This is a genomic window from Blastopirellula sp. SH421, from assembly GCF_057808535.1.
Genome location: NZ_CM173712.1, coordinates 1,631,668 through 1,650,636 on the forward strand (window position 1 = coordinate 1,631,668; position 18,969 = coordinate 1,650,636).

At 55.7% G+C, this 18,969-nt stretch carries 15 protein-coding genes and 1 tRNA gene; 11 read left to right on the forward strand and 5 right to left on the reverse strand.

Features of this window, described 5'->3' with window-relative positions; translation table 11 throughout:
• The first annotated feature begins 28 nt into the window (after positions 1-28).
• Complete coding sequence (locus SH421x_RS06740; RefSeq protein ID WP_488854648.1) at positions 29-994, forward strand: type II secretion system F family protein; 966 nt, start codon at positions 29-31, stop codon at positions 992-994.
• 6 nt (positions 995-1,000) lie between these two features.
• On the opposite strand, the gene SH421x_RS06745 is transcribed toward SH421x_RS06740, so the two are convergent.
• From SH421x_RS06745 to SH421x_RS06755, 3 genes are all read right to left on the reverse strand, one after another.
• On the reverse strand, positions 1,001-2,086 hold the full coding sequence (locus SH421x_RS06745; protein WP_488854649.1) for a tetratricopeptide repeat protein: 1,086 nt from the start codon (positions 2,084-2,086) through the stop codon (positions 1,001-1,003).
• Positions 2,087-2,155: 69 nt separating this feature from the next.
• A complete protein-coding gene (locus SH421x_RS06750; protein ID WP_488854650.1) occupies positions 2,156-2,791 on the reverse strand; it encodes a hypothetical protein in 636 nt (211 codons plus the stop codon).
• 66 nt (positions 2,792-2,857) lie between these two features.
• A complete protein-coding gene (locus SH421x_RS06755; protein WP_488854651.1) occupies positions 2,858-4,474 on the reverse strand; it encodes a type II and III secretion system protein family protein in 1,617 nt (538 codons plus the stop codon).
• Positions 4,475-4,945: 471 nt separating this feature from the next.
• Between SH421x_RS06755 and SH421x_RS06760 the strand changes: the two genes are divergently transcribed.
• From SH421x_RS06760 to SH421x_RS06790, 7 genes are all read left to right on the forward strand, one after another.
• Positions 4,946-5,476, forward strand: a complete 531-nt coding sequence (locus tag SH421x_RS06760) for a hypothetical protein (RefSeq protein ID WP_488854652.1) — start codon at positions 4,946-4,948, stop codon at positions 5,474-5,476.
• A gap of 162 nt (positions 5,477-5,638) precedes the next feature.
• Complete coding sequence (gene ruvC, locus SH421x_RS06765) at positions 5,639-6,139, forward strand: crossover junction endodeoxyribonuclease RuvC (RefSeq protein ID WP_488854653.1); 501 nt, start codon at positions 5,639-5,641, stop codon at positions 6,137-6,139.
• A 61-nt stretch (positions 6,140-6,200) separates the two neighbouring features.
• Positions 6,201-6,827: a Holliday junction branch migration protein RuvA gene (ruvA, locus tag SH421x_RS06770; RefSeq protein WP_488854654.1), complete on the forward strand. Its 627-nt coding sequence runs from the start codon at positions 6,201-6,203 to the stop codon at positions 6,825-6,827.
• Between the two features lie 27 nt (positions 6,828-6,854).
• On the forward strand, positions 6,855-7,976 hold the full coding sequence (locus tag SH421x_RS06775) for a zinc ribbon domain-containing protein (protein WP_488854655.1): 1,122 nt from the start codon (positions 6,855-6,857) through the stop codon (positions 7,974-7,976).
• A gap of 7 nt (positions 7,977-7,983) precedes the next feature.
• On the forward strand, positions 7,984-8,967 hold the full coding sequence (locus tag SH421x_RS06780; protein WP_488854656.1) for a hypothetical protein: 984 nt from the start codon (positions 7,984-7,986) through the stop codon (positions 8,965-8,967).
• Positions 8,968-9,072: 105 nt separating this feature from the next.
• Positions 9,073-11,988, forward strand: coding sequence for a hypothetical protein (locus SH421x_RS06785; RefSeq protein WP_488854657.1), 2,916 nt, complete (start codon positions 9,073-9,075; stop codon positions 11,986-11,988).
• A gap of 111 nt (positions 11,989-12,099) precedes the next feature.
• Positions 12,100-12,792, forward strand: a complete 693-nt coding sequence (locus tag SH421x_RS06790; RefSeq protein ID WP_488854658.1) for a hypothetical protein — start codon at positions 12,100-12,102, stop codon at positions 12,790-12,792.
• A gap of 75 nt (positions 12,793-12,867) precedes the next feature.
• On the opposite strand, the gene SH421x_RS06795 is transcribed toward SH421x_RS06790, so the two are convergent.
• A tRNA-Ser gene (locus SH421x_RS06795) sits at positions 12,868-12,949 on the reverse strand.
• 414 nt (positions 12,950-13,363) lie between these two features.
• Here SH421x_RS06795 and SH421x_RS06800 point away from each other — a divergent pair.
• Together SH421x_RS06800 and SH421x_RS06805 are read left to right on the forward strand one after the other, a co-directional pair.
• Positions 13,364-13,597: a carbon storage regulator gene (locus SH421x_RS06800; RefSeq protein ID WP_488854659.1), complete on the forward strand. Its 234-nt coding sequence runs from the start codon at positions 13,364-13,366 to the stop codon at positions 13,595-13,597.
• A 207-nt stretch (positions 13,598-13,804) separates the two neighbouring features.
• Complete coding sequence (locus SH421x_RS06805; RefSeq protein WP_488854660.1) at positions 13,805-14,137, forward strand: hypothetical protein; 333 nt, start codon at positions 13,805-13,807, stop codon at positions 14,135-14,137.
• 159 nt (positions 14,138-14,296) lie between these two features.
• Here the strand turns inward: SH421x_RS06805 and SH421x_RS06810 are convergent, their stop codons facing one another.
• Complete coding sequence (locus SH421x_RS06810; protein WP_488854661.1) at positions 14,297-14,824, reverse strand: GrpB family protein; 528 nt, start codon at positions 14,822-14,824, stop codon at positions 14,297-14,299.
• Between the two features lie 162 nt (positions 14,825-14,986).
• On the opposite strand from SH421x_RS06810, the gene SH421x_RS06815 reads away from it, so the two are divergent.
• A complete protein-coding gene (locus SH421x_RS06815) occupies positions 14,987-18,865 on the forward strand; it encodes a family 10 glycosylhydrolase (protein ID WP_488854662.1) in 3,879 nt (1,292 codons plus the stop codon).
• Positions 18,866-18,969: the final 104 nt, after the last annotated feature.

The window sequence follows — 18,969 nt, forward strand, 5'->3', positions numbered from 1 at the left end:
GAGCTGAGTCGAAAAGAGACGTTCGTTTATGATCAATCCCGCAATACTTGTTGTCGGCGCGTTCTTTGGCGTCACCATGCTGATCTATCTGTCAGGGCGATTGTTGCTTTCGACAGATCGGAACAAGCCAGACCAGATGCTACACCCCGGCGCCAAAGGATCGATTGGACTGGGAAGCCTGACCCGCGCTTTTGCCGGCATTGTGCCAACATCTAAACAGTCGTACGAATCGCTGCAAAAAGATATGGTCAAAGCAGGCTACTATCATCGCGACGCGGCCGACGAATTTCTGGCGGTTCGAAATGCCGCGCTGATTGCGTGGGTTTTGTTTGTCGGGGCAACCTTGGTCGCTGTGGCCGACGCCAGCGAAGCGACCACTCAATTGATCCTGGTGGTGAGCGTGGCGATTTTGATTTTGATTTACGCAATCCCGCGCGTTATTATCAGTTCGCAGGCGGCAGCGCGCGTCAGCCGAATCCAGCATGCGTTGCCTGATGCGCTGGATATGATCACCATGACCACGACCGCCGGGCTGCCGTTGCAGAAGTCAATCAAGCGGGTCAGTGACGAGATGATTCGTTCGCACGAAGATTTGGCGTGTGAGCTGTTGATTATTGATCGCCAGGCCGAGACCGGTTCGCTGGGTCAGGCGATTCAAAATTTCGCCAAGCGCTTGGAAGTGCCGGAAGTCAACGCATTAGCGACCTTGGTCGCTCAGGCGCAGCGCATCGGAGGGAGCGTCGCGGGCGCGTTTCGCGATTTTGCGGACAGCATCCGACGCACGCGTCGTCAGTTGGCCGAAGAGCGGGGGAATCAGAACTCGATCAAGCTCTTGATCCCGGTCATCTTTTTGCTGGCCCCGCCGATCTATATCTTGCTGCTGGGGCCATCGGCTTTGCGGTTGCATGACTTCATGTCCTCCGGCTCGGAAGCGGGAGGGGTGTTGGATCAATCGTCAGGGACAGCGCCGGTTCGGGCTACGCCCAATCGGTAGCTCTGGTTATTCGCTGCGCGATGTATCTCGCAGCGAATTCTCGGCGAATCCAAGTCGCTGTTGAGCGCTGGGGTTGGCTTTGAGACTTGCTTGAACCTGATTGGTTTTCAGTGACGGCGGGACCGACATGATTTGGGGATAGTGCAAGCCAGACTTGCTGGTCATCGACGATTCGACTTTTGAATGGAGCGAAGCTTGTCCGGCGTCGGTCACCATCTGCTGCATTTGGGCCGAATCGGCAGCGGTTGGTTTGGTAGCCATGTACGAGACCGGCTTTACCTCGTCAGTGTGCGGCGCGGTGGAATCTTGCGGTTCCGAAGGCAGCGGTTGGGCTGGGGACGATTCTGCCAGGGCGGCTTCTGCTGCTCGTGCATTTTTGGCAATTCGATCGGCCGATTGTTTCTCTCGATTCACCGGAACACGTTCAAACGGCTTGACGGTTCCACGCTTGCTGGCGATTTGGATCAAGGCTTGGGCTGCACGTTTTAGGGCGGGATCGATTTCTAATGCGCGATGATAATTTGCCTCGGCCGTTTCTAGGTCACCCATCTGCGATTGGATAAAAGCTAGGTTGGCGTATGCTTCGCCTTCGTCAACTGCTAGTAGAAAGTGCTTTAGGCTTTCGTCGTAGCGTTGGTTTTCGCCCAGGATCAAGCCCAGGTTGTTGTGGGTCGCACGATAGGTCGCATCCACCGCCAGCGACTTCTGAAAGTATTGCTCGGCGTTTTCTGTTTGGTTTTGCAGGTAGAGCAAGTAGCCATAGTCATTGTAGAACTCGGCGGAACGAAGTCCGGCCGCTTCCGCCGTCTGAAAGTATTTGGTCCCTTCGTCATACAGGCCGCGCTTCGCTGACATTACGCCTAGGCGATGATTGGCGACGACATTGTTGGGTTGTTCCTTGAGGATTGCATGATAAATGCGTTCGGCCGATTCGGCTTTGTTCTGCCGTTCCGAAAGCCGGGCCAAGCTTAGCTCTTGGTTGAAGTCGGGCTGTCCCGGTTGCAATTTGGTGAATAGGCCGTTGTGCGGCGTAGTAACGCAGCCGACGCAAGCGACGGAAACGAGCAAAGCGAGCGATGCGTATTGGTTCATGATGTTGACTATGTTTTGCAGTTAGATTCGCACGTTCGAAGCAAAGGGGAAGTCACGAGTTGACGAGGATTAGAAGAATCCGCCGCCGCCTCCGAATCCGCCGCCACCAAAGCCGCCTCCTCCTCCAAATCCACCCCCACCGAAGCCGCTTCCATTTCCGCCGGAATTTCCGAGTCGCGAGCGACCGTAGGCGGTTGCTGCTTCTTGGGCGTTCAACCCTTCGGAGAAGGCTGGTGCGACGACGACACGATTCTCGGCGTCTTCAACGCCCATCTGAACCAATGCGGCGACTACCACCTGACGACGGCGTTCGTCAACTTGATCGTTGAAGTGGACCGGGTATTTGTAAGTGCTGCGCGGATCGACGCTGGTTTGATTTCGTTCGACTACGACCGGAAAGCCGACTCCCTCTTTCAACTTGGCGGCGATTTGCTTCAGATGATCTTCGCCATAGCCGTTGAGTCGCCAGGATTGAACGTCACGGATTTTTTCTTCCGGCTGGCTCCCCTCAAACTCATGCATGTAAATTACAAATTTGGCCGCCTCGGCATTCTCTTCCTGCGACACGTTCATCTGATCGATGACCGAACCCAGCGGAGGATAGGGCGCCGGTTGCAGAATGCCTCTTTTTTGACAGCCTGTCATGGCGCCGAACATGACGACCGTCAGGCCGAATCCAGCGACAATATTGCGGCGATTATTCATAGGGAAAGACCCTCGGTTAGCTGTATTGGGAATTGTGGGAGTACGTTGGTTGGCGATTGCAGGAATCTACTGGGAGAAACCAGCCGGACCATGGACGTAGTACCCTTCGCTTTCTTGGTACTGACCGCGACATTTACGTGCTTGGCGTTCGGCACGCACATGCTCGAAATTTTCGTGATGGATCTGGTGGCGATAGCTTGGCCAGACCGTGCTGCGATAATCGTATCCAGGCAAGCCTTCGATCTGCTGATGCAAAAAGAACTCTTTATTCGTTGGATCGGTAACTTCCATGCCGGGCAAGTACAACGGAACTTGGTCTCGCTCTAGCGGATGCACCAGTTCGGGGCTGACCAGGATCACGAGTTCGGTTTCGATTCGTCTGGTCGACTGACTGCCGAAGGCGGCGCCGATGTAGGGAATGTCGCCGAGCAGCGGCAGTCGTGAGCGGGATCCCTCTTGTTCATCCTGGATCAAACCGGCGATCGCTAGCCATTGTCCTTCGCGAAGGTCGACCGTCGTGACGGCGCCGCGAATGTCGAGCCCCGGCACTCCGTCGACCGTCAAATTGTTGTTGATCGAACTGACCGAGGGCGAAACCGACAAGCGAATCATGTCTTTGTCCATGACCGTCGGCATAAAGCTGACTTGCGTACCGAATCCCCGGAATGAGGTGCTGACCGCGCCAATGCCGCCGACTCCAACTGCCGTTGGTACGGCGAATTCACCACCGGCGATAAAGCTGGCCGATTGTCCGCTGAGGGTCATCAAGGTTGGTTCGGCCAAGATTTTGGCGGAGCCGTTGCTGCTAAAGGCGCGAATGAAGAGTTCAATGTCACCCCCATCCAGGATGGCCGACAAGTTGCCGGCGCCGCCCATGATAGTGTGGGCGATTGAAAACGATTCTTCCATCACCGAGAAATCCATTCCCAACTCGCGAGCCGCTTGTCGCGAGAGTTCTGCGACGCGAACTTTGAGCATCACTTGTTGTTCGCCGGGGACTTCCAGCAAGTTAATCAGCGACGTTGTTTCAAGATCTTCGGCGTTCGGCAATCGCGCGACCGATCCAACGTTCACCGTACTACCGGCGCTGAGATTGCCATTTTGATTGACCGTTTGTTCGCCGACGACGGCCAAGATTTCGGCCGCTTCTTTGGCGTCGCGAGCTTGCCCGCGAATGACCAGCTTGTCGGCGATCGGAAAGAGCTGCACACGGCTGTAGGGAAACAGCTCGTTGATGCGAGCCTGAAGCTTGCCGAATTCGAGATCGGCTCGATCATCTTCGTCCGTGACGATAATTAGGTACCGCAACGTCGAAATCGTTCCGTCGGCATTGTTGAACCACAGGGTCATCGTCGTCTGGCCGGCAGTCGAACCGATCACTTCGAGTTCGTTGGGTGAGAACTCGTTCACCTCGACAATCGAGGGATCGGTGATTGCGACGCGAAAAACCGGAGATTTGGTCCGCACGATCTTCGATTGCGAATGTAGCAGGCTAAAGATCAACTCTGGCTCTAGCACTTCGTCGATCAGGTTGGATTGCTTTTGAAGGGTCGCGGCAGTGGGGCTGGATAGCTGCTCAATTTGCGTGGGCGCTGGCAATAGTTCTTGCGCCTGACCAAACGTGATTCCGCAGATAGCGAGGATCAACGTCAACGTAGCTAAGGCGATGTTGAGAGTGCGCATGTTCTTCCTATGGGTCTTTCATGGTCGCCGCCACCGCTATTTGACGAGCAAATTCTCAAGCAAGCTGCAACGTCAAGTATTTCGGCAATGTCTTCCTATTCGGAAATGTCACCCCAACCAGTTCAGCTCCGTTGGCAAAATCTAGCGATTTTGACGATTAATCGAGCTGTGTCGGAAGGAGACTAGCCAGCAGCACTGATAGCACCACGGAAAAACTGGCGAAACAGGCAATCTGCTGGCTACTAGGAAGACCGCGTAGTTTTTGGGGATTGCTCTGATATTTCTGAGGCAACATCGTCAGAAGGCCGACTTTAGGGAGGAGACGCGGTCAAATTGCGGGATTGCGTCGTTCTTTAAACGCTCATTCCTTGAAAGTAGCGGACGATGGTTCACATCACCTTTCTCGTTGCGGTAGCCGCCATTTCAGCAAGTCCAGGTCATGGTACGACGAGACATCGGATTCCGCCTTCTTTGCAGCAACCTCAAGCCGCGATTATGGAAGCGGATGAAGTTGGCTCCGGTGCGCTTCGCCAGGTGAAACATGTCGAGCCGTCGGTCAGGAACGAAACGATCGTTCAATATTCGGAGTCCATGCCGATCGAGGTGAGCGAAACGTCGGTGTTGCAACATAGCTCGACCCCGCTCAACTACGGCTCGTCAGAAGCGTATTACGATCGCACGTCGCGTCGCAGCGACGATTACTACCATGGTTGTGAGCAGTATGTCGGCATCTGGTCGAAGCATTGCTTGCCCAGCCCCTGGTGCTGTCCCGGCAATATGAGTCCGCACTTTCCGTATCAATCGACGCCCCACTTCTATTACTACTTCCGTCCCTACAACGCTGCCCAGATAGGGCCGCAGCAAGCCGTCGCCGAAGCCTGGGTCGCCAATCCGCGGACTCCCTACTCGAATGACGTGTTTGACGAAGTCTATCGCGGCTTTGAGGCTAAGTTCGCTCCGTCGTCCGAGTCGATCGCTCCGCTTGATCCGCTGGCGAACTAAGCCTTCGCCGCTTGGATGTATTGAAAAACGAATCTGCCCCGTCAGCTGTACGGGGCTTTTTTTGTGCCTCGCCCGAAAACGCCCCTCCCGCTACAATCAAAGGCCAGCGGGCGGAGTTCCGCCCTGCTGAAGACTTCCGCCGGTGCTGTCAGTAGGAATGCGATGGAGTGCACAAGAATTCTGGGGATCGACCCCGGGCTAAATATCACCGGCTACGCCGTGATCGAGGCTCAAAATCGCCGCATTCGAATTGTCGAAGCAGGCGTTATCCGCGGCAAAACTCGCGGCTCGTTGCCGGCACGCGTGCGAGAAATCTATGACGGCGTACGAGACGTCATTGCCGCGCTCCAGCCGCAAGCGATGGCGATCGAGCAACTTTATTCGCACTACGAGCGCCCCAAAACTTCCATCATTATGGGACATGCTCGCGGAGTCTTGTGTTTGGCGGCGGAGCAAGCCGGCATGCCGATCCACGACTATTCGGCGACGCAAATCAAAAAACTGCTTACCGGCTCCGGCAGGGCGCCCAAGAACCAAGTGCAACTTTCGGTGCAGCGCGAGCTGAACCTGCCCGAAATCCCCGAACCACCCGACGTCGCCGACGCTTTGGCGGTGGCGCTGTGCCATTTTTATCTGGCTAGCATGCCGACGCAGGTTGCGTGACGGCGCTGGTATCCTCTAAAACCTTGGTTTCGCTTTCGCGTGCGCTTCTAGGAACCCTTCTTTGATTACCAAAATTACGGGCAAAGTGACTGCAGTCAGTGAAGCGGTGTTGTCGCTCACCGTCGGTGCTTTTGAATATGAAGTTTTGATTCCCGAGTTCGTGCGGCGAAAATTACAGAACCATATCGGCGAAGAGGTCGCGCTTTACACGATCGAGTATTTAGAAGGTAACCCTCAACAGGGGCGTTTGACGCCTCGGATGATTGGGTTTTCGGATCGGATCGAACGCGAGTTTTTCGAGCTGTTTTGCTCCGTTGACGGGGTAGGCGTTCGAAAAGCTTTGCGGGCCATGGTTCGCCCGGTCCAAGAAGTCGCGTCGTTGATCGAAGAACAAGACACCAAAGGGCTCTCGGCGCTTCCCGGCGTTGGTCCGGCGACTGCCGATCGGATTGTCGCCAAATTACGTCGCAAAGTGCCCAAGTTTGCCTTGCTTGTCGGTCGTGGTGAGCTAGGAGAGGACATCGCGCCGCGTGACGTAGTTTCTGAAACATACGATGTCTTGCGTTCGCTGGGACACGGCGAGAGTGATGCACGCAAGCTGATCGATAAGGCGCTCGAAGAGAAAAAGAAGTACAAGGATGTCGAGACCTTGCTGCAAGCCGTCTATCAATTGAGTCATTCGAGCTAACCCCACCTTGCCGAGCCGACAGTCACCATGTCCTCTGCCGATACGATTTCGCACGAAGATCTGGTCCAACCGCTCGTTGACCATGTGGTTGATGCCGAAGTCGTTCCCCCGTCAGGACATCCCTGTCCGGCTTGCGGCTGTCCGGTCGAACCGCAAGACAAGTTTTGTCCCGCGTGCGGAACTGCCAGCGAAGTCGTCGAGCCGCTCAAGCCTGAGGGACACGGCGACGATCAACACAAATTTTTTCAGTGCAACGCCTGCGGCGCCAAAGTGAACGTCTCGCTTGACGAGCGAGCGTTTGTCTGTCCGTTTTGCGATTCCAACTATGTTTTTGAGTATTCTCCTGAACAACTGGGCCGCCAACGTCCCGAGTTTGTGATTGGATTTGGCATTACGCCGGAGGAAGCCGAAGCACGTTTTAAAGCGTGGATCACCGATAATCAATGGTTTCGTCCTGGCGATTTGCACCTCGCGAAGATCGCCGAAAAGTTGCGCGGCGTCTATTTGCCGTTTTGGGGATTTTCGATGCTGGCCGAAAGCCGCTGGTCGGCGTCGATCGGTGAATATTGGTATCGCACCGAAACGTACACCACCATGGAAAATGGCAAAATGGTCACCAAGACGCGCAGGGTGACCGAAACCGAGTGGTGGCCGCTGGATGGAGAGCATCACCAGTATTACAGCGGTTATCTGGTATCGGCCAGCAAAGGGTTACAGCAAGGAGACGCCGATCGGATCAAGCCGTTTAATTTGCCAGCGCTGAAGCGGTACGAACCTTTTTATCTGGCCGGCTGGAGCGCTGAAGAATATTCGATCGAAAAAGAACAAGCGCAAGAGATTTGTCAGCAAGAGTTCTATCGTCGCGAGCAGGCCAACATCGCTGGATTTTTGCCCGGCAATACGCATCGCAATTTGGTCATTCAGACCAATTTCAGCCGCGAAAACTCCGATCTCTGTTTGCTGCCGGTCTATTTGCTCAGTTATCGGTATCAAGACAAATTGTATCGCTTTCTCGTCAATGGACAGACCGGCAAGATCGTCGGCGACAAACCGATCTCTTGGCGGCGGATTGGCGCTGTGATCGGCGGAGCCGTCGGGCTTATCTTGCTGTTCGTGATTCTCCTCCTGATTCTTAATTCGATGAAATAATTAGCGCATGAGCGAACGTCTCGAAAAATGCGCCATCTGCGGCGCGCTGATTGACGAAGAGGATCTCTTTTGCGGGAACTGCGGAACCGAAGCGCCGCACCGCGAAGACCGGGTCGCCGATAAGTCGACTACAGCGACGCTCAGCTTTGATTGCGAAGGTTGCGGCGCATCGATGAGCTACTCGGCGAAAGCCGGCACGCTGCGTTGTCCTTTTTGCGGTAGTGAAAAACTGATCAAAAAACAGGATCACAAGACGATTGCGCCAGAATCCGCGATTTCCTTTTCGATCACGCGCGATCAAACCGAGCGTTTGATGCGCAGCGAATTGAAAAAAGGGTTCTGGCGTCCCAGTGATCTGTCTGAAGCGGCGATCATCGAAAAGATCACGCCGGTCTACGTGCCGTTTTGGGTGTTTCAAGCGCAAGTCTTCAGCAACTGGACCGCCGATACTTCTGACGTTCCCTCCAGCGCCAGAGGAGACTGGCGTCCTGTCTCGGGTCAGCATCACGCCGCCTATCAAGGGCTACTAGTCGGCGCCAGCGGCGCATTGACGCCGCATGAGACCGATGCGATTGGGCCCTTTCATCTGGTCGATGCAGTTGATCCGCAAGCGATTGATTTTGACTCGTACACCGTTGAGGATTTCAAAGTTTCGCGCAAGTATGCTCGCCCTTACGCGCGTAGTGGGCTTGAAGAACTAGAGCGCCAGGCTTGTGACTCGCGCTTTGTTCCGCCGAACAGCCGCAATGTGAAGGTAAATCTGCGGATTCAGGACATGTCGAGCCAGCCCATGTTGCTGCCGATCTGGATCATGGCCTACCGCTACAAAAATCAGGTTTTCCGGTTCTTGGTCAACGGGCAGACCGGCAAAACCTACGGCCAAGCGCCAGTCTCCTACGCCAAAATCGGCGTCGCGTTTGCAATCGCCGTCGGCGTTGGGCTGGCGATTGTCGCTACGATGGCCCTGTGTGCGGGAATCTCGGGCAGATAACCGTTTTTTACGCTCGATTGTCTCTCTCACTCCCTTCTTACGCGTTGGTTGTTAGTCCCATTTTTCTAGACAGGGACTACAGCACACCTACTTCGGGAGCGGGCCATGACTGATCGGCGTCAAGATTACGCCCAGGCGATCGACTTCGCACTGCATGCCTTCGAGCATTGGCGTCAGCAAGAACGTATCACTGTGATTAGCTACGATGCGATCACGCAACATTATCGCCAACTAGCCGACAATCCATTGGCCGTCCCGCCTGACGATTTGGCTGCGCCGCAGCCCCATGAAAGCCTGCAAGGTTTGCCACAAGAGTTCCGCTATCGCACCTTTCTCGATCATGAGATCGAGCGGCACTTGCAAGCTGGTCGACTCAGTCTGTATCAATCGCAAGTTTGCCAACGCGAAAACCGGGCCCGCGGCAGAGAAGTACGCGCCCAACTAGAGCACGAAAATCGCACCGCTGAGAACGCTGAAATCGCCGCCGCCTGTATCAAAGCAGACGCGCCGCCGGCCAACGAGCCAAAAGAGCCGCAGCGCAGTTTCTTAGAAGTCGCATTAGATCCGCAAACTTTGCAATATCTGATGGCGATCGGCGGTGGGCTGCTGATGATTGGGCTAGTGATCTGGCTAGCGACGATCGGATTTTTTGATGATCCCTTCACGGTAGCGGTGCTGCTGGGCGCCGGCAACGTTGCGCTGTTGCTTGGTGGGTTCGCCATCCTGCGCTGGTCCAATTATCCAACGGCAGGCCGCGGCGTCGCCCTACTGGCTTGCTTGTTGATGCCGCTGCATCTGTGGTTTTACGATGCCCAAGGTTTGATCGTGCTTAATCAGGGAGGACATCTGTGGATCCCGGCGCTGGTGATCTGTTTTCTGTATGTGGTGATGGCGCGTCAGGTTCGCGATGCGATCTTTGTGTATGTCGTGGTCGGCGGCGCGACGCTGACCGGGATGCTGATCTTGGCGGATCAGAACGTCGCCCAGTTTTGGGAAGGCGCCGCCGCTGCAACTTTGTTGATGGGCGTCGCCGCGATCGCGATCCATGCCGAACGTGCATTTCCGCCGGGAACGGGGGATTTCAGCCGTGATCAATTTGGCCGTGCGAGCTTTCGAGCCGGACACATCGTTCTGCTAGGCGCTGCGTCGGTCTTGGTTGGCTGGTGCATGTCGACCTGGATGTATCAGCCGCTGCTGGTGGGCGTTTGGCAAGACTGGTTGCAGCTCCCGTTGAGCTTCACACGACCTCCGCTGGCCGAGAGCTTTGCGCTCAAGTCGCTTGCATTGGTCTTGTCGGTTGGTGCGATTTATTTGTACGGCTACAGCCACTATGTGGTAGAGCGGAAGGGGAGATTTTTGGCGGCGGCGATCATTAGCTGCTTCTTCGCTGAGTTTGTCTTGATTGATTTACTGCCGATCGAGATCACGCCAGAGACGTTGATTTTGGTGATGGCCTTCACGTCGCTGTTGATCAATGCAGTCCGCTTGCTGCTGGTCCGGCATGCTGCCAACGAAACAGCAGAGCAGGGCGATTTCCGTTCGGCCCAGTCGATCACTCATGCGCTGGCCATCGTGCTGTTGATTGCGCCGCTGGCGATCGGCGGCTATCAGTATTATCAGATTGAATATGGCGATTCCAATGCTGCTTGGAGTTGGACTTTTGTGGCGGCGATGCTGGCCACAGCCGTCGCTTGTCGCTTTGGCGCCCATGTCGCACTCAAAGATGAAGGAGAGGCCGAGCGCGATTACTTTGTCGGCGGCGCACTGGCGGTAATGCTGGCGACCGTCGCGGGGCTGGCTCTGATCGGTTATCAAGCATGGTATATCACCGCGCCGCTGATGATGGTGATCCCGGTCGCCTATCTATTGGCGTCGCGCTTGCACCGGCCGCGAGCCGCCAGCGGTTTAGAGCTGGCCGCTCATGTGGCGACTGCGGTGTTGTTGATCAAAGTACTGGTCTCGGCATTGCAGTGGAAGCTGGAACTTGGTTTGACGCCGATCGCAGGGCAGCCGCTCCATTTGCAATTGGCGATCTTCTTTGCCGAGGCTTGTTTCTTCTACTTGCTGTCGGCGCGATTGCAACAACGCGCGCCAGGCGTCTATCTGGCCACTGTCGCCGGAGCGCTGGCCGCTTGGCAGGGGTTGTCCTTCGCAGGCGGAGGCAGCGTCGCTGTTATCGCTACGTTTGCCGGTGCAGGCCTGTTGCAACTGCTGCTCTATCGCTGGGGAGCCAACGACCGACAAGCTGCGGCCGGCGCGTCTTTGGCTCTGTTTCACACGGGGAGCGCGCTATTGACGTTGTCGGGAGCGGCCGGCATTTTGTTCGCACTGAATCGCTTGCCGCTGAAAGTCTATCAGGCCCCGATCGTCTGGTTGCTGCTTGGTTTGATCGTCGCGTCGGTGATCGCGGCCGGCTTGATCTCCGCCGCGATGTGGCGCCGCGGCTTCTTGGTCTTGGCGGTTTGCCAACTGGTGACGCTGATCGCCTACGGTGGGGCGACCAGTCCCTTGTTGTTGCATCAAAAGATGGAGTTGGCCGTGACGATCTTCGGCGCACTGCTGCTAGTCGCAAGTCACATTGGCTGGGCTCGTGAAGCAGGTCGGAAAGACGAAGGAGTCTCGCTCGGACTATGGCTCGGAAGTTTGTTCTTTGTCGTGCCGATGACCGCCGCGCTGCTGTGGCGCCGATTTGACTTTGCCCCGGACTTGTCGGCCTGGGGGATGCTTCATGAGATCGGCGTGTTGGTGATCGCGCTGGTTTTGGTCGGCATCGGCATGGTCTGCCGGGTACGCGGAACCACCATCAGCGGCGTCACCGCGCTGCTGCTCTACTTCGGGACGCTGATTTGCTATGTGCAATTGCCTAACCAACTGCAAAACGTCGCCGTCTACTTGATGATCGGCGGGGGAACGTTCTTTGCCGTAGCATTGATGTTAAGCGTTTATCGCGACAGGTTGTTGACTATGCCAGAGCGAGCCAAACGCCGCGAAGGGTTGTTCAAAGTCTTATCGTGGCGCTGATGCGTGCTGAGAATGGGGGGCTTGGGGTAGTTTTCTAAAAACAAAACGTCGCTGTCTGTCGTCGTTCTAGAAGTGATGCTGACCTTTTCATGCAGGCCAACGGAGAGACAGATGTTTACTCGGATCGTATTTGCCCTGGTGCTTTCGGCGGCGGTTGCACCGTTGGGATTGGCTGCCGAAAGCGAAGTAGAGCCAACGCAGGAATGGACTGGTAAAACGTCGGACATTGATTTCAAAGCACTGGCGCCCAAATCAGGCTTTGTGAGCAGCGCCAAGCCCTGGAAAAAACTGTGGACCGCTTGGCGACCAGGCGAAGAGCTGCCGAAGATCGACTTCGCCAAACAGATTGTGTTGGTAGGGATTGTGGATGGGCCCAACCTCGTCATGCTGCGGCCGACACTGCACGATCATGACTTGCGGTTTATCGCCGCCGGCACGCGGATGGCTGGACCTGGATTTGGTTATCGCTTGGTCGTCGTCAACAAAGCCGTTGCGACAACAGTTAACGGCAAGCCAATTGGCGCCAAGCCAGAGGTGCAGGACTCGATCCAAGTGATTGTGATCGGTAACTTGCGGACAGGGATCGTAGCCATCGGCAGCGAAACGACTGGAACGACGATTTCAGCCCAAGGAATCACCTGGGAGCTTGATCTAGGCGACAACGAAAAACTACGCACCCAGGCCGAGGCTCTCGATGGGAAGCTGGCGAAGGTTCAGGGTAGCTTAGAGCGTCGAGCCGGGGTAGAAATCGCTGAGAGATGGATTGTCACCGTCAAGAAACTTGAAGCCGTCGACAACAAATAAAAGATCGCCAAGAAATAAAAAAGGACTTGCGAAATCAACGCAAGTCCTTATCTGATTAGCCTTTTCGGCTTAAAGCGGAGGGCAAGGGAGTCGAACCCTCAACCGGTTGCCCGGCGCCTGATTTCGAGTCAGGTTGCTAACCATTCGCATACCCTCCTGGGCAAGTCCCTTAGTTTACCGTCGGACGTCTGAGAGACAAGTCCGCTCCCAGATTGGTTCGGCGGCGGGGAGTACGGCGCTAGAGTCTCATCTTGATACACGTTTGTGCTGATTTCTCTGCCGCTTGTGCAGGTTTAGGGGAAGCAGCGTTTGATTTTGCTGTGCAATTTTGGTCACCCGATGATCGCTTCAGTGGCAGAAGATGGATGGTTTGAAACCAGTCTGGCTGGCCAACTGTCGGTGATAGCACGCAAGAACTTGAGGAAAATGGATGAAAAGTGACCAAAAATGAGAAAATCGGCCGTTTTAGTCACTTTAATACTGTTTGGCTTGTCCTTTGCTTCTACAACCTTTTCGCTTAGGCAAGGTAAATGGATTTCCCCTTCCGAATTGTTTTAAGGAGCCTTTTGATATGTTGGTACTAACACGTAAGCCCGGCGAAACCATCCGCATCGGCAACGACATTGTGATTACGATCAGCCAGCTCAAGGGTGGGCGAGTTCGTGTTGGGATCGAAGCTCCGGCTGAGATGGGGATTCGTCGCGGAGAACTAGAAGCTCGCGACTCTAAGGATGAACTGCCGGCTGCGATTCCGTTCTATTCGCATGCCGAAACCTCGCATCATCAGACTTCCTATGTGGGTTAGTCTTCGCGAAGGTTGCCGCCGTTTACCACTGTTGCCACCATGCCGGGTGGTGGGCGCACGTCTTACGCGTTGTGCCGCTTGTAGCCGATAATCTCGCTTTAAGTCCTTCCCTAGAAAACCTTTGTCCCTGCTAGCAGCTCGTCGATAACTTAACCTGTCGCCCAAGCGACTGGATGAAACGATGAGACACCAGCGAGGAGTAGGTTGATGGCAAAGAAGGATACGTTTCGAATTGTGACCCGCGGCCAGAATGGTCAACTGCGGATCAAAGATTACGACGATGCCGAACCTCTGCTGAAAATGCATATCCAAGTAGGCGTTGAAGATTGCAGCACCGATCTGGCGCTGCGAGGGATGCCGATCTTCCGCGGGCTCATCGGCCCGATGCCGGAAGGCAAAAACGTGATTCGCTATGAATCCCCCGATGTATTTGAGTCGCTCACCAAAGAGTGGAGCGCCACCAAAACAAAGCGCCGTCGCCGTACGGCTCGCCCTGATGGTCTTGCGTCCGATTCGTCTGCCGGTGACGCGATGGCCTAAATCTCTCGGTCTACCTCCCTGCGATCTAGCGGACCTGTTGCCGTAGATCGCCGATGTAAGCCGAAAGCCGGGGAGTCGAGAGGCGCTTGGTCTAACGCGCGACTGGGCGCCGATTGACTACTTCCCCGAGCCTCTCCACTCTCCGGCTGGCTTGCATTGCTACTCTGTTAGACCTTCGCCGCTTTGTTGCTCTTCAATGTGGCGGAAGAAAACGAGCTTTGAGAGCTCATACTGCGCACCATCCACGCCGTTGATCGCCAAGCGGCGTTTTAATTGCGCGTAGCGCTCGGTTGATCCGCCGCAGTGGGCGATCGTATCCCGAAATTGAACCGCCGTGCGCCAAAAATCTCCGCTCGCCGGCGTCAGCAGCAACCGATAAGCAGGCGTACTACCAAATCGAGCGCGGCGATATTCGGCAATTACTCCTTCTTCGGCCAGATTTGTTTCGACCGCAGTGAATCGCAACCCTTCGATATAGGGAGCCACTTCGGCCAATTGGGCGCCATCCTCGACGCCGACCAGCAAGTCAACAACCCCATCGCGTGCTGGCGCCATAGGAATTGCCGTTCCGCCAACATGCTCGACGTCGGAAATCAGTCCCTCGGCCGCAAAACGCAGGCTCGATTTCATCTGCTCAAAAGCTTGCGGCCAACGGGGATCGTAGGCGTATAAGACAAGCTGACTCATGGTGCTTGCTCCTTGTGGACAGTGCTAGCGGTTTGCGGCAAACCGGCTGCGATGGATTACCGCGGAGATCTCTCTAGTCGCGAGCAAGAACAAAGCCCTATAATCCGCGACCTGTATTGAATGATTGCTACGATGGCATCTTAACCGAAATTCGACCCGCAGATGGCGTTTTCTCCCGGACAAGGAGGTCCGACGGTGAGGCGTTCGCGACTAAATTGTACGCGTCTTGTCTGTCGTTATGCGCCGATTCTTTGGGTCTGGTCGCTACTTTGTCTCTATAATTTCGCCGCAGCGCAAACCGTTGAGCAGTCGATTGAACTCGATTTACGGATCGCGTGGGGGGGAGGTCCAGTCGAGCGTTGGAGTGGTAGCGTTCGCGTTTCGGCGGGCCAACTGCAGCTGAAACGCTTGCTGGGAATGGAAGCGGACGAGGCGCGTTCTGTCCGCGAAGTGGATGGCGCCATTCAAGTTGAGCATCGCACCGAACGCGCCTATGACGGGTTCGATATTTCGGTGACCGCGCCGGTCACGGCGCAGCTGCAAATTGATATTCATCCTCAGTCTGCCCAGAAACCGACTCAGACGATCGTCGTACCGCTGCAAAGCTTGCTCGATCGGTCGCACAACACTGCGCTGAATCAACAGGGAACAAAACTACTGGTTCGGCGCACCCCCGGCGACGAACTGCGAGTCGTAATGGATCGCAAAAACTTAGTATTCGCACCTAGCGAGACTTTTGCGGTCCGCTTTCAGGCGAATCAGCCGCAATTGTCTTTGGGCGCCAAATTACGTTTTGAACTGCGATTGAGTCATGCCCGCCAGACCGATGCAATCTGGACGCATAGCGAAGCGGTGACTGCGGATCGCAGCGGTGGTCTCGATTTGCCGACCACGTACGACGTTCCACTTCCTCCGCAGGAAGGAGTCTACGAACTGACCGCAACGCTGGTCGAAGATCGTTTGACGAATCTAGTCTTCTCGGCCAAGCCGCTGTTTGAACGCAAGGTGCAATTGGTCGTCATTGATCCGCAACAAGCCGCGCCTGCTGTTGATGGCGCGGTACGCACGATTGTCGACATTGATCCGACTAGCCCTGGTTGGTGGCCGCGATTGTCGCGACTTGCGCAATACAATCCTTGGCGGCGCCAACGCCCGACCGAGCTGTTTAATCAGCCGCTGTTGATGCGGACTCACCTTGATCGCAAATGGGCCGAACTGACGGTCGACGCCTGGCATGCATTTCCGCTTGTGATCGAAAAGATCGGCCAGCCGCATGTTCTGGAAATTGAATATCCCAGCGACGTCGAGCAAAGCTTAGGAATCAGCATCATCGAGCCCAACGTAGCCGGCTCGATCTCACCACTGGGAGTGGATACGGGCTTAGAAAATCGGGGGCTCGTTGGTGGTGATACGGCCGAAGTCAAAACGCATCGCCTGATTTTTTGGCCCAAAAGCGCCACACCGCTCGTCGTGTTGACCAATCGACGCGAGAGCGGCGCCGCGGTATTCGGCAGAATTCGCGTCTTGGCGGGACAAGCGGCTGTCGAGCCAGCGAAGTCGCCACCGTTGGCGGATGGTCGCTTGGTGCTTGCGCATTACGAGAAGCCGTTGTTTGGATCGACCTTTTCGGCCACGCAGGATATCAATCCCGGCTCGCAGCACAGTCTGGACGATTGGGTAACTTTTTACGAAGGAGGAGATCGCCTAATTCAGTATCTGCAGCACGCAGGGTACAACGGCGCATCCATCTCAGTACTGAACGAAGGTTCTTCTCTGTTTCCCAGCGAACAGCTGATAACGACTCCTAAGTATGACAAAGGAGTTTACTTTTTGGATGGGCGTGACCCTGTTCAAAAAGATGTGTTGGAAATGTTGCTGCGACAATTTGATCGAGCCGGTTTGACGCTGTTCCCAGCGATCGAATTCAACTCGCCGCTCGAATCGTTGGAGCGACTACGCGAGACGTGGGGGGACGATCGGCTTGACTTGGTCGATGATCAGGGCCGCACGGCGCTGGATGTCAGTAACTTCGGAGGGCAGGGCGCCTACTACAGTCCGCTAAATCCTGAAGTTCGCACCGCGATGACTAAACTGGTCGAAGAACTGGTGCAGCGCTATGGTCATCATCCTTCGTTTGGCGGCGTAACCTTGCAGTTGAACTCAAGTGGTTACGCCCAACTGCCGGGCGCTAGTTGGGGAATGGATCGCGCGACGGTTACTCGATTTTTGCAAGAGACCCGCATCGCCAATTCGATCGAAGAATTGGGGCAACGTCCCTCTACCGCGATTTTGGCCCAGCATCGTCAGGCTTGGCTCGCTTGGCGTGCTGAGCAAATGAGCCAGTTCTACGAAGCAGCAGCGCAGGTGGTGCGCAGTAAGAAGCCGAACGGGCTGTTGATGCTTGACACGGCTGGCGCTTTTTGCGGCTACGATTGGAATGATCTCTTAGCGCCTAGTCTGCCGCGTAAGATGACGCTGGATGCAGCCTTGTTGGAAGCCGGCGTCAGTCGCCCACAGTTGCAAGCTAGTGACGCGATCGTGCTGCTGCGAACCGGATATGTACGGCCTGAGGGGGAGCCGAAAAACCAGGGGGCGTTTGAGATGATTAATGCGTCTCAGGAAGAAGCGGCCTACAATCAGCATGTGAATCGCGGCGTCTTGGAGTATCACGTTCCCGCGACGATGCGTCTTGCGAAGTTAGACGAAGCGAATCCGTTTGGCGGCGCCGATAATTACTCGTGGATTGCAGCTGAGTTTGTGGGCGTTGGCCGGCAGGCGCGTCGTCCGTTGATCGAAGCGCTGGTCGATGTGGACGCGGCGATCTTGCTGCGCGGCGGTTGGTCGGTTCCGTTGGGTGAAGAAGCAGTCGTCCGCGGCGTTTTGCAAAGAATCGCGGCATTGCCGCGAGAGCGTTTTGATGACGTCACCTGGTCCAAACTCAGCGCAGTGCAACCAGTTGTAGCTCGCCGTTTGGTCCAAAATGGCGTCACCTATTGTTACTTCGCCAATGCCTCACCGTGGCCGATCACGCTGAACATGACGGTGCGAAACACGGTCGCTGCAACGGCTTTGCCGCTCGGAAATCCGACCGCCGAAAACGTCTCGCTCGCGACTGGCGATGCAGTTTGGTCGTTGACTTTACCCGCGTACGGTTTGGAAGCCTTTTCGATCGATTCTCCAGGTATGGCGTTTGAATCGGCGGAAGTGTTATTGCCGCCGGCAATGTTGGCCGCGCTGGATCAAAGCAACAAAGAATTTTCGCTACGATTGCGCAGTCTACGGAGCGTGCCGCCGCTGCTCGTGCTGCAAAACCCCGGCTTTGAGTCGGCGCAGCAGCCTGAAGGGATCTTGGGTTGGAAGTACAATACTGCGGCCGACGCCCTGATAGCACTTGATCCAGACAATCCGCCGGTCGGCGCAGCAGCACTAAAAATGCAAAGCGCCGGGGGCGTTGCCTGGATTCGGAGCATGCCGATCCCGCGACCCAGCACCGGGCGACTTTTTGTTCGAGCCCAACTTCGCAGCAACAAAGCGCAGTTGTCGCCGCCGCTCCGAATCTCGGTCGATGGCGAAGTCAACGGCCAAGATTACTATCAACCTCTGTCGCTGGGTGCCGGTCCCAACCCGGCGGTCGAAGCAGGGTGGCGCACCTTTGAGCACAGTGTTTACGATTTGCCGTCTGACCTAGTCGATCTGAAAGTTGGATTTGACTTGATGGGGGCAGGCGACGTCTCTATCGATGAAGTTCAGGTCTTTGACGTCGGCTTTAATGAAGGGGAAAAACGTGAACTACAAAAGCTACGTACTCTCTCGGACGGCAAGTATCGCCAAGGGCAATTCGCCGACTGCTATCGCATACTCGACAGCTATTGGGTTCGGTTCCTTCAAGAACGCGTGCCGATCGCCCCGGAGTTGACGCAGCAACTGCAGGCTGTCGAACGAACCGCCACGCTTCCCGAACGCGCCCCCCCAGCAGAACCCAAAGAAGAGTCACGCTTTGACTGGCTGAGAAAATATACGCCCCGTTTCCCAAGGTTCTAGCGGTCTGCCCGTCCTCCTATTTCTTTGTCGCCAAATAATAGCGACAGCGCAACCTCAAGACTCGCGACTCACGCTACGCTTTTCTGCTTGTATCGCCATGCAAT

What these genes read in the sequence shown, in the direction of transcription:
- SH421x_RS06800 (WP_488854659.1), top strand. Translation starts at nt 13,364, where the DNA reads ATGTTGGTACTAACACGTAAGCCCGGCGAAACCATCCGCATCGGCAAC.
- SH421x_RS06810 (WP_488854661.1), bottom strand. Translation starts at nt 14,824, where the DNA reads ATGAGTCAGCTTGTCTTATACGCCTACGATCCCCGTTGGCCGCAAGCT.
- SH421x_RS06740 (WP_488854648.1), top strand. Translation starts at nt 29, where the DNA reads ATGATCAATCCCGCAATACTTGTTGTCGGCGCGTTCTTTGGCGTCACC.
- SH421x_RS06745 (WP_488854649.1), bottom strand. Translation starts at nt 2,086, where the DNA reads ATGAACCAATACGCATCGCTCGCTTTGCTCGTTTCCGTCGCTTGCGTC.
- SH421x_RS06775 (WP_488854655.1), top strand. Translation starts at nt 6,855, where the DNA reads ATGTCCTCTGCCGATACGATTTCGCACGAAGATCTGGTCCAACCGCTC.
- SH421x_RS06815 (WP_488854662.1), top strand. Translation starts at nt 14,987, where the DNA reads ATGGCGTTTTCTCCCGGACAAGGAGGTCCGACGGTGAGGCGTTCGCGA.
- SH421x_RS06750 (WP_488854650.1), bottom strand. Translation starts at nt 2,791, where the DNA reads ATGAATAATCGCCGCAATATTGTCGCTGGATTCGGCCTGACGGTCGTC.
- ruvC (WP_488854653.1), top strand. Translation starts at nt 5,639, where the DNA reads ATGGAGTGCACAAGAATTCTGGGGATCGACCCCGGGCTAAATATCACC.
- SH421x_RS06780 (WP_488854656.1), top strand. Translation starts at nt 7,984, where the DNA reads ATGAGCGAACGTCTCGAAAAATGCGCCATCTGCGGCGCGCTGATTGAC.
- SH421x_RS06755 (WP_488854651.1), bottom strand. Translation starts at nt 4,474, where the DNA reads ATGCGCACTCTCAACATCGCCTTAGCTACGTTGACGTTGATCCTCGCT.
- SH421x_RS06805 (WP_488854660.1), top strand. Translation starts at nt 13,805, where the DNA reads ATGGCAAAGAAGGATACGTTTCGAATTGTGACCCGCGGCCAGAATGGT.
- SH421x_RS06785 (WP_488854657.1), top strand. Translation starts at nt 9,073, where the DNA reads ATGACTGATCGGCGTCAAGATTACGCCCAGGCGATCGACTTCGCACTG.
- SH421x_RS06790 (WP_488854658.1), top strand. Translation starts at nt 12,100, where the DNA reads ATGTTTACTCGGATCGTATTTGCCCTGGTGCTTTCGGCGGCGGTTGCA.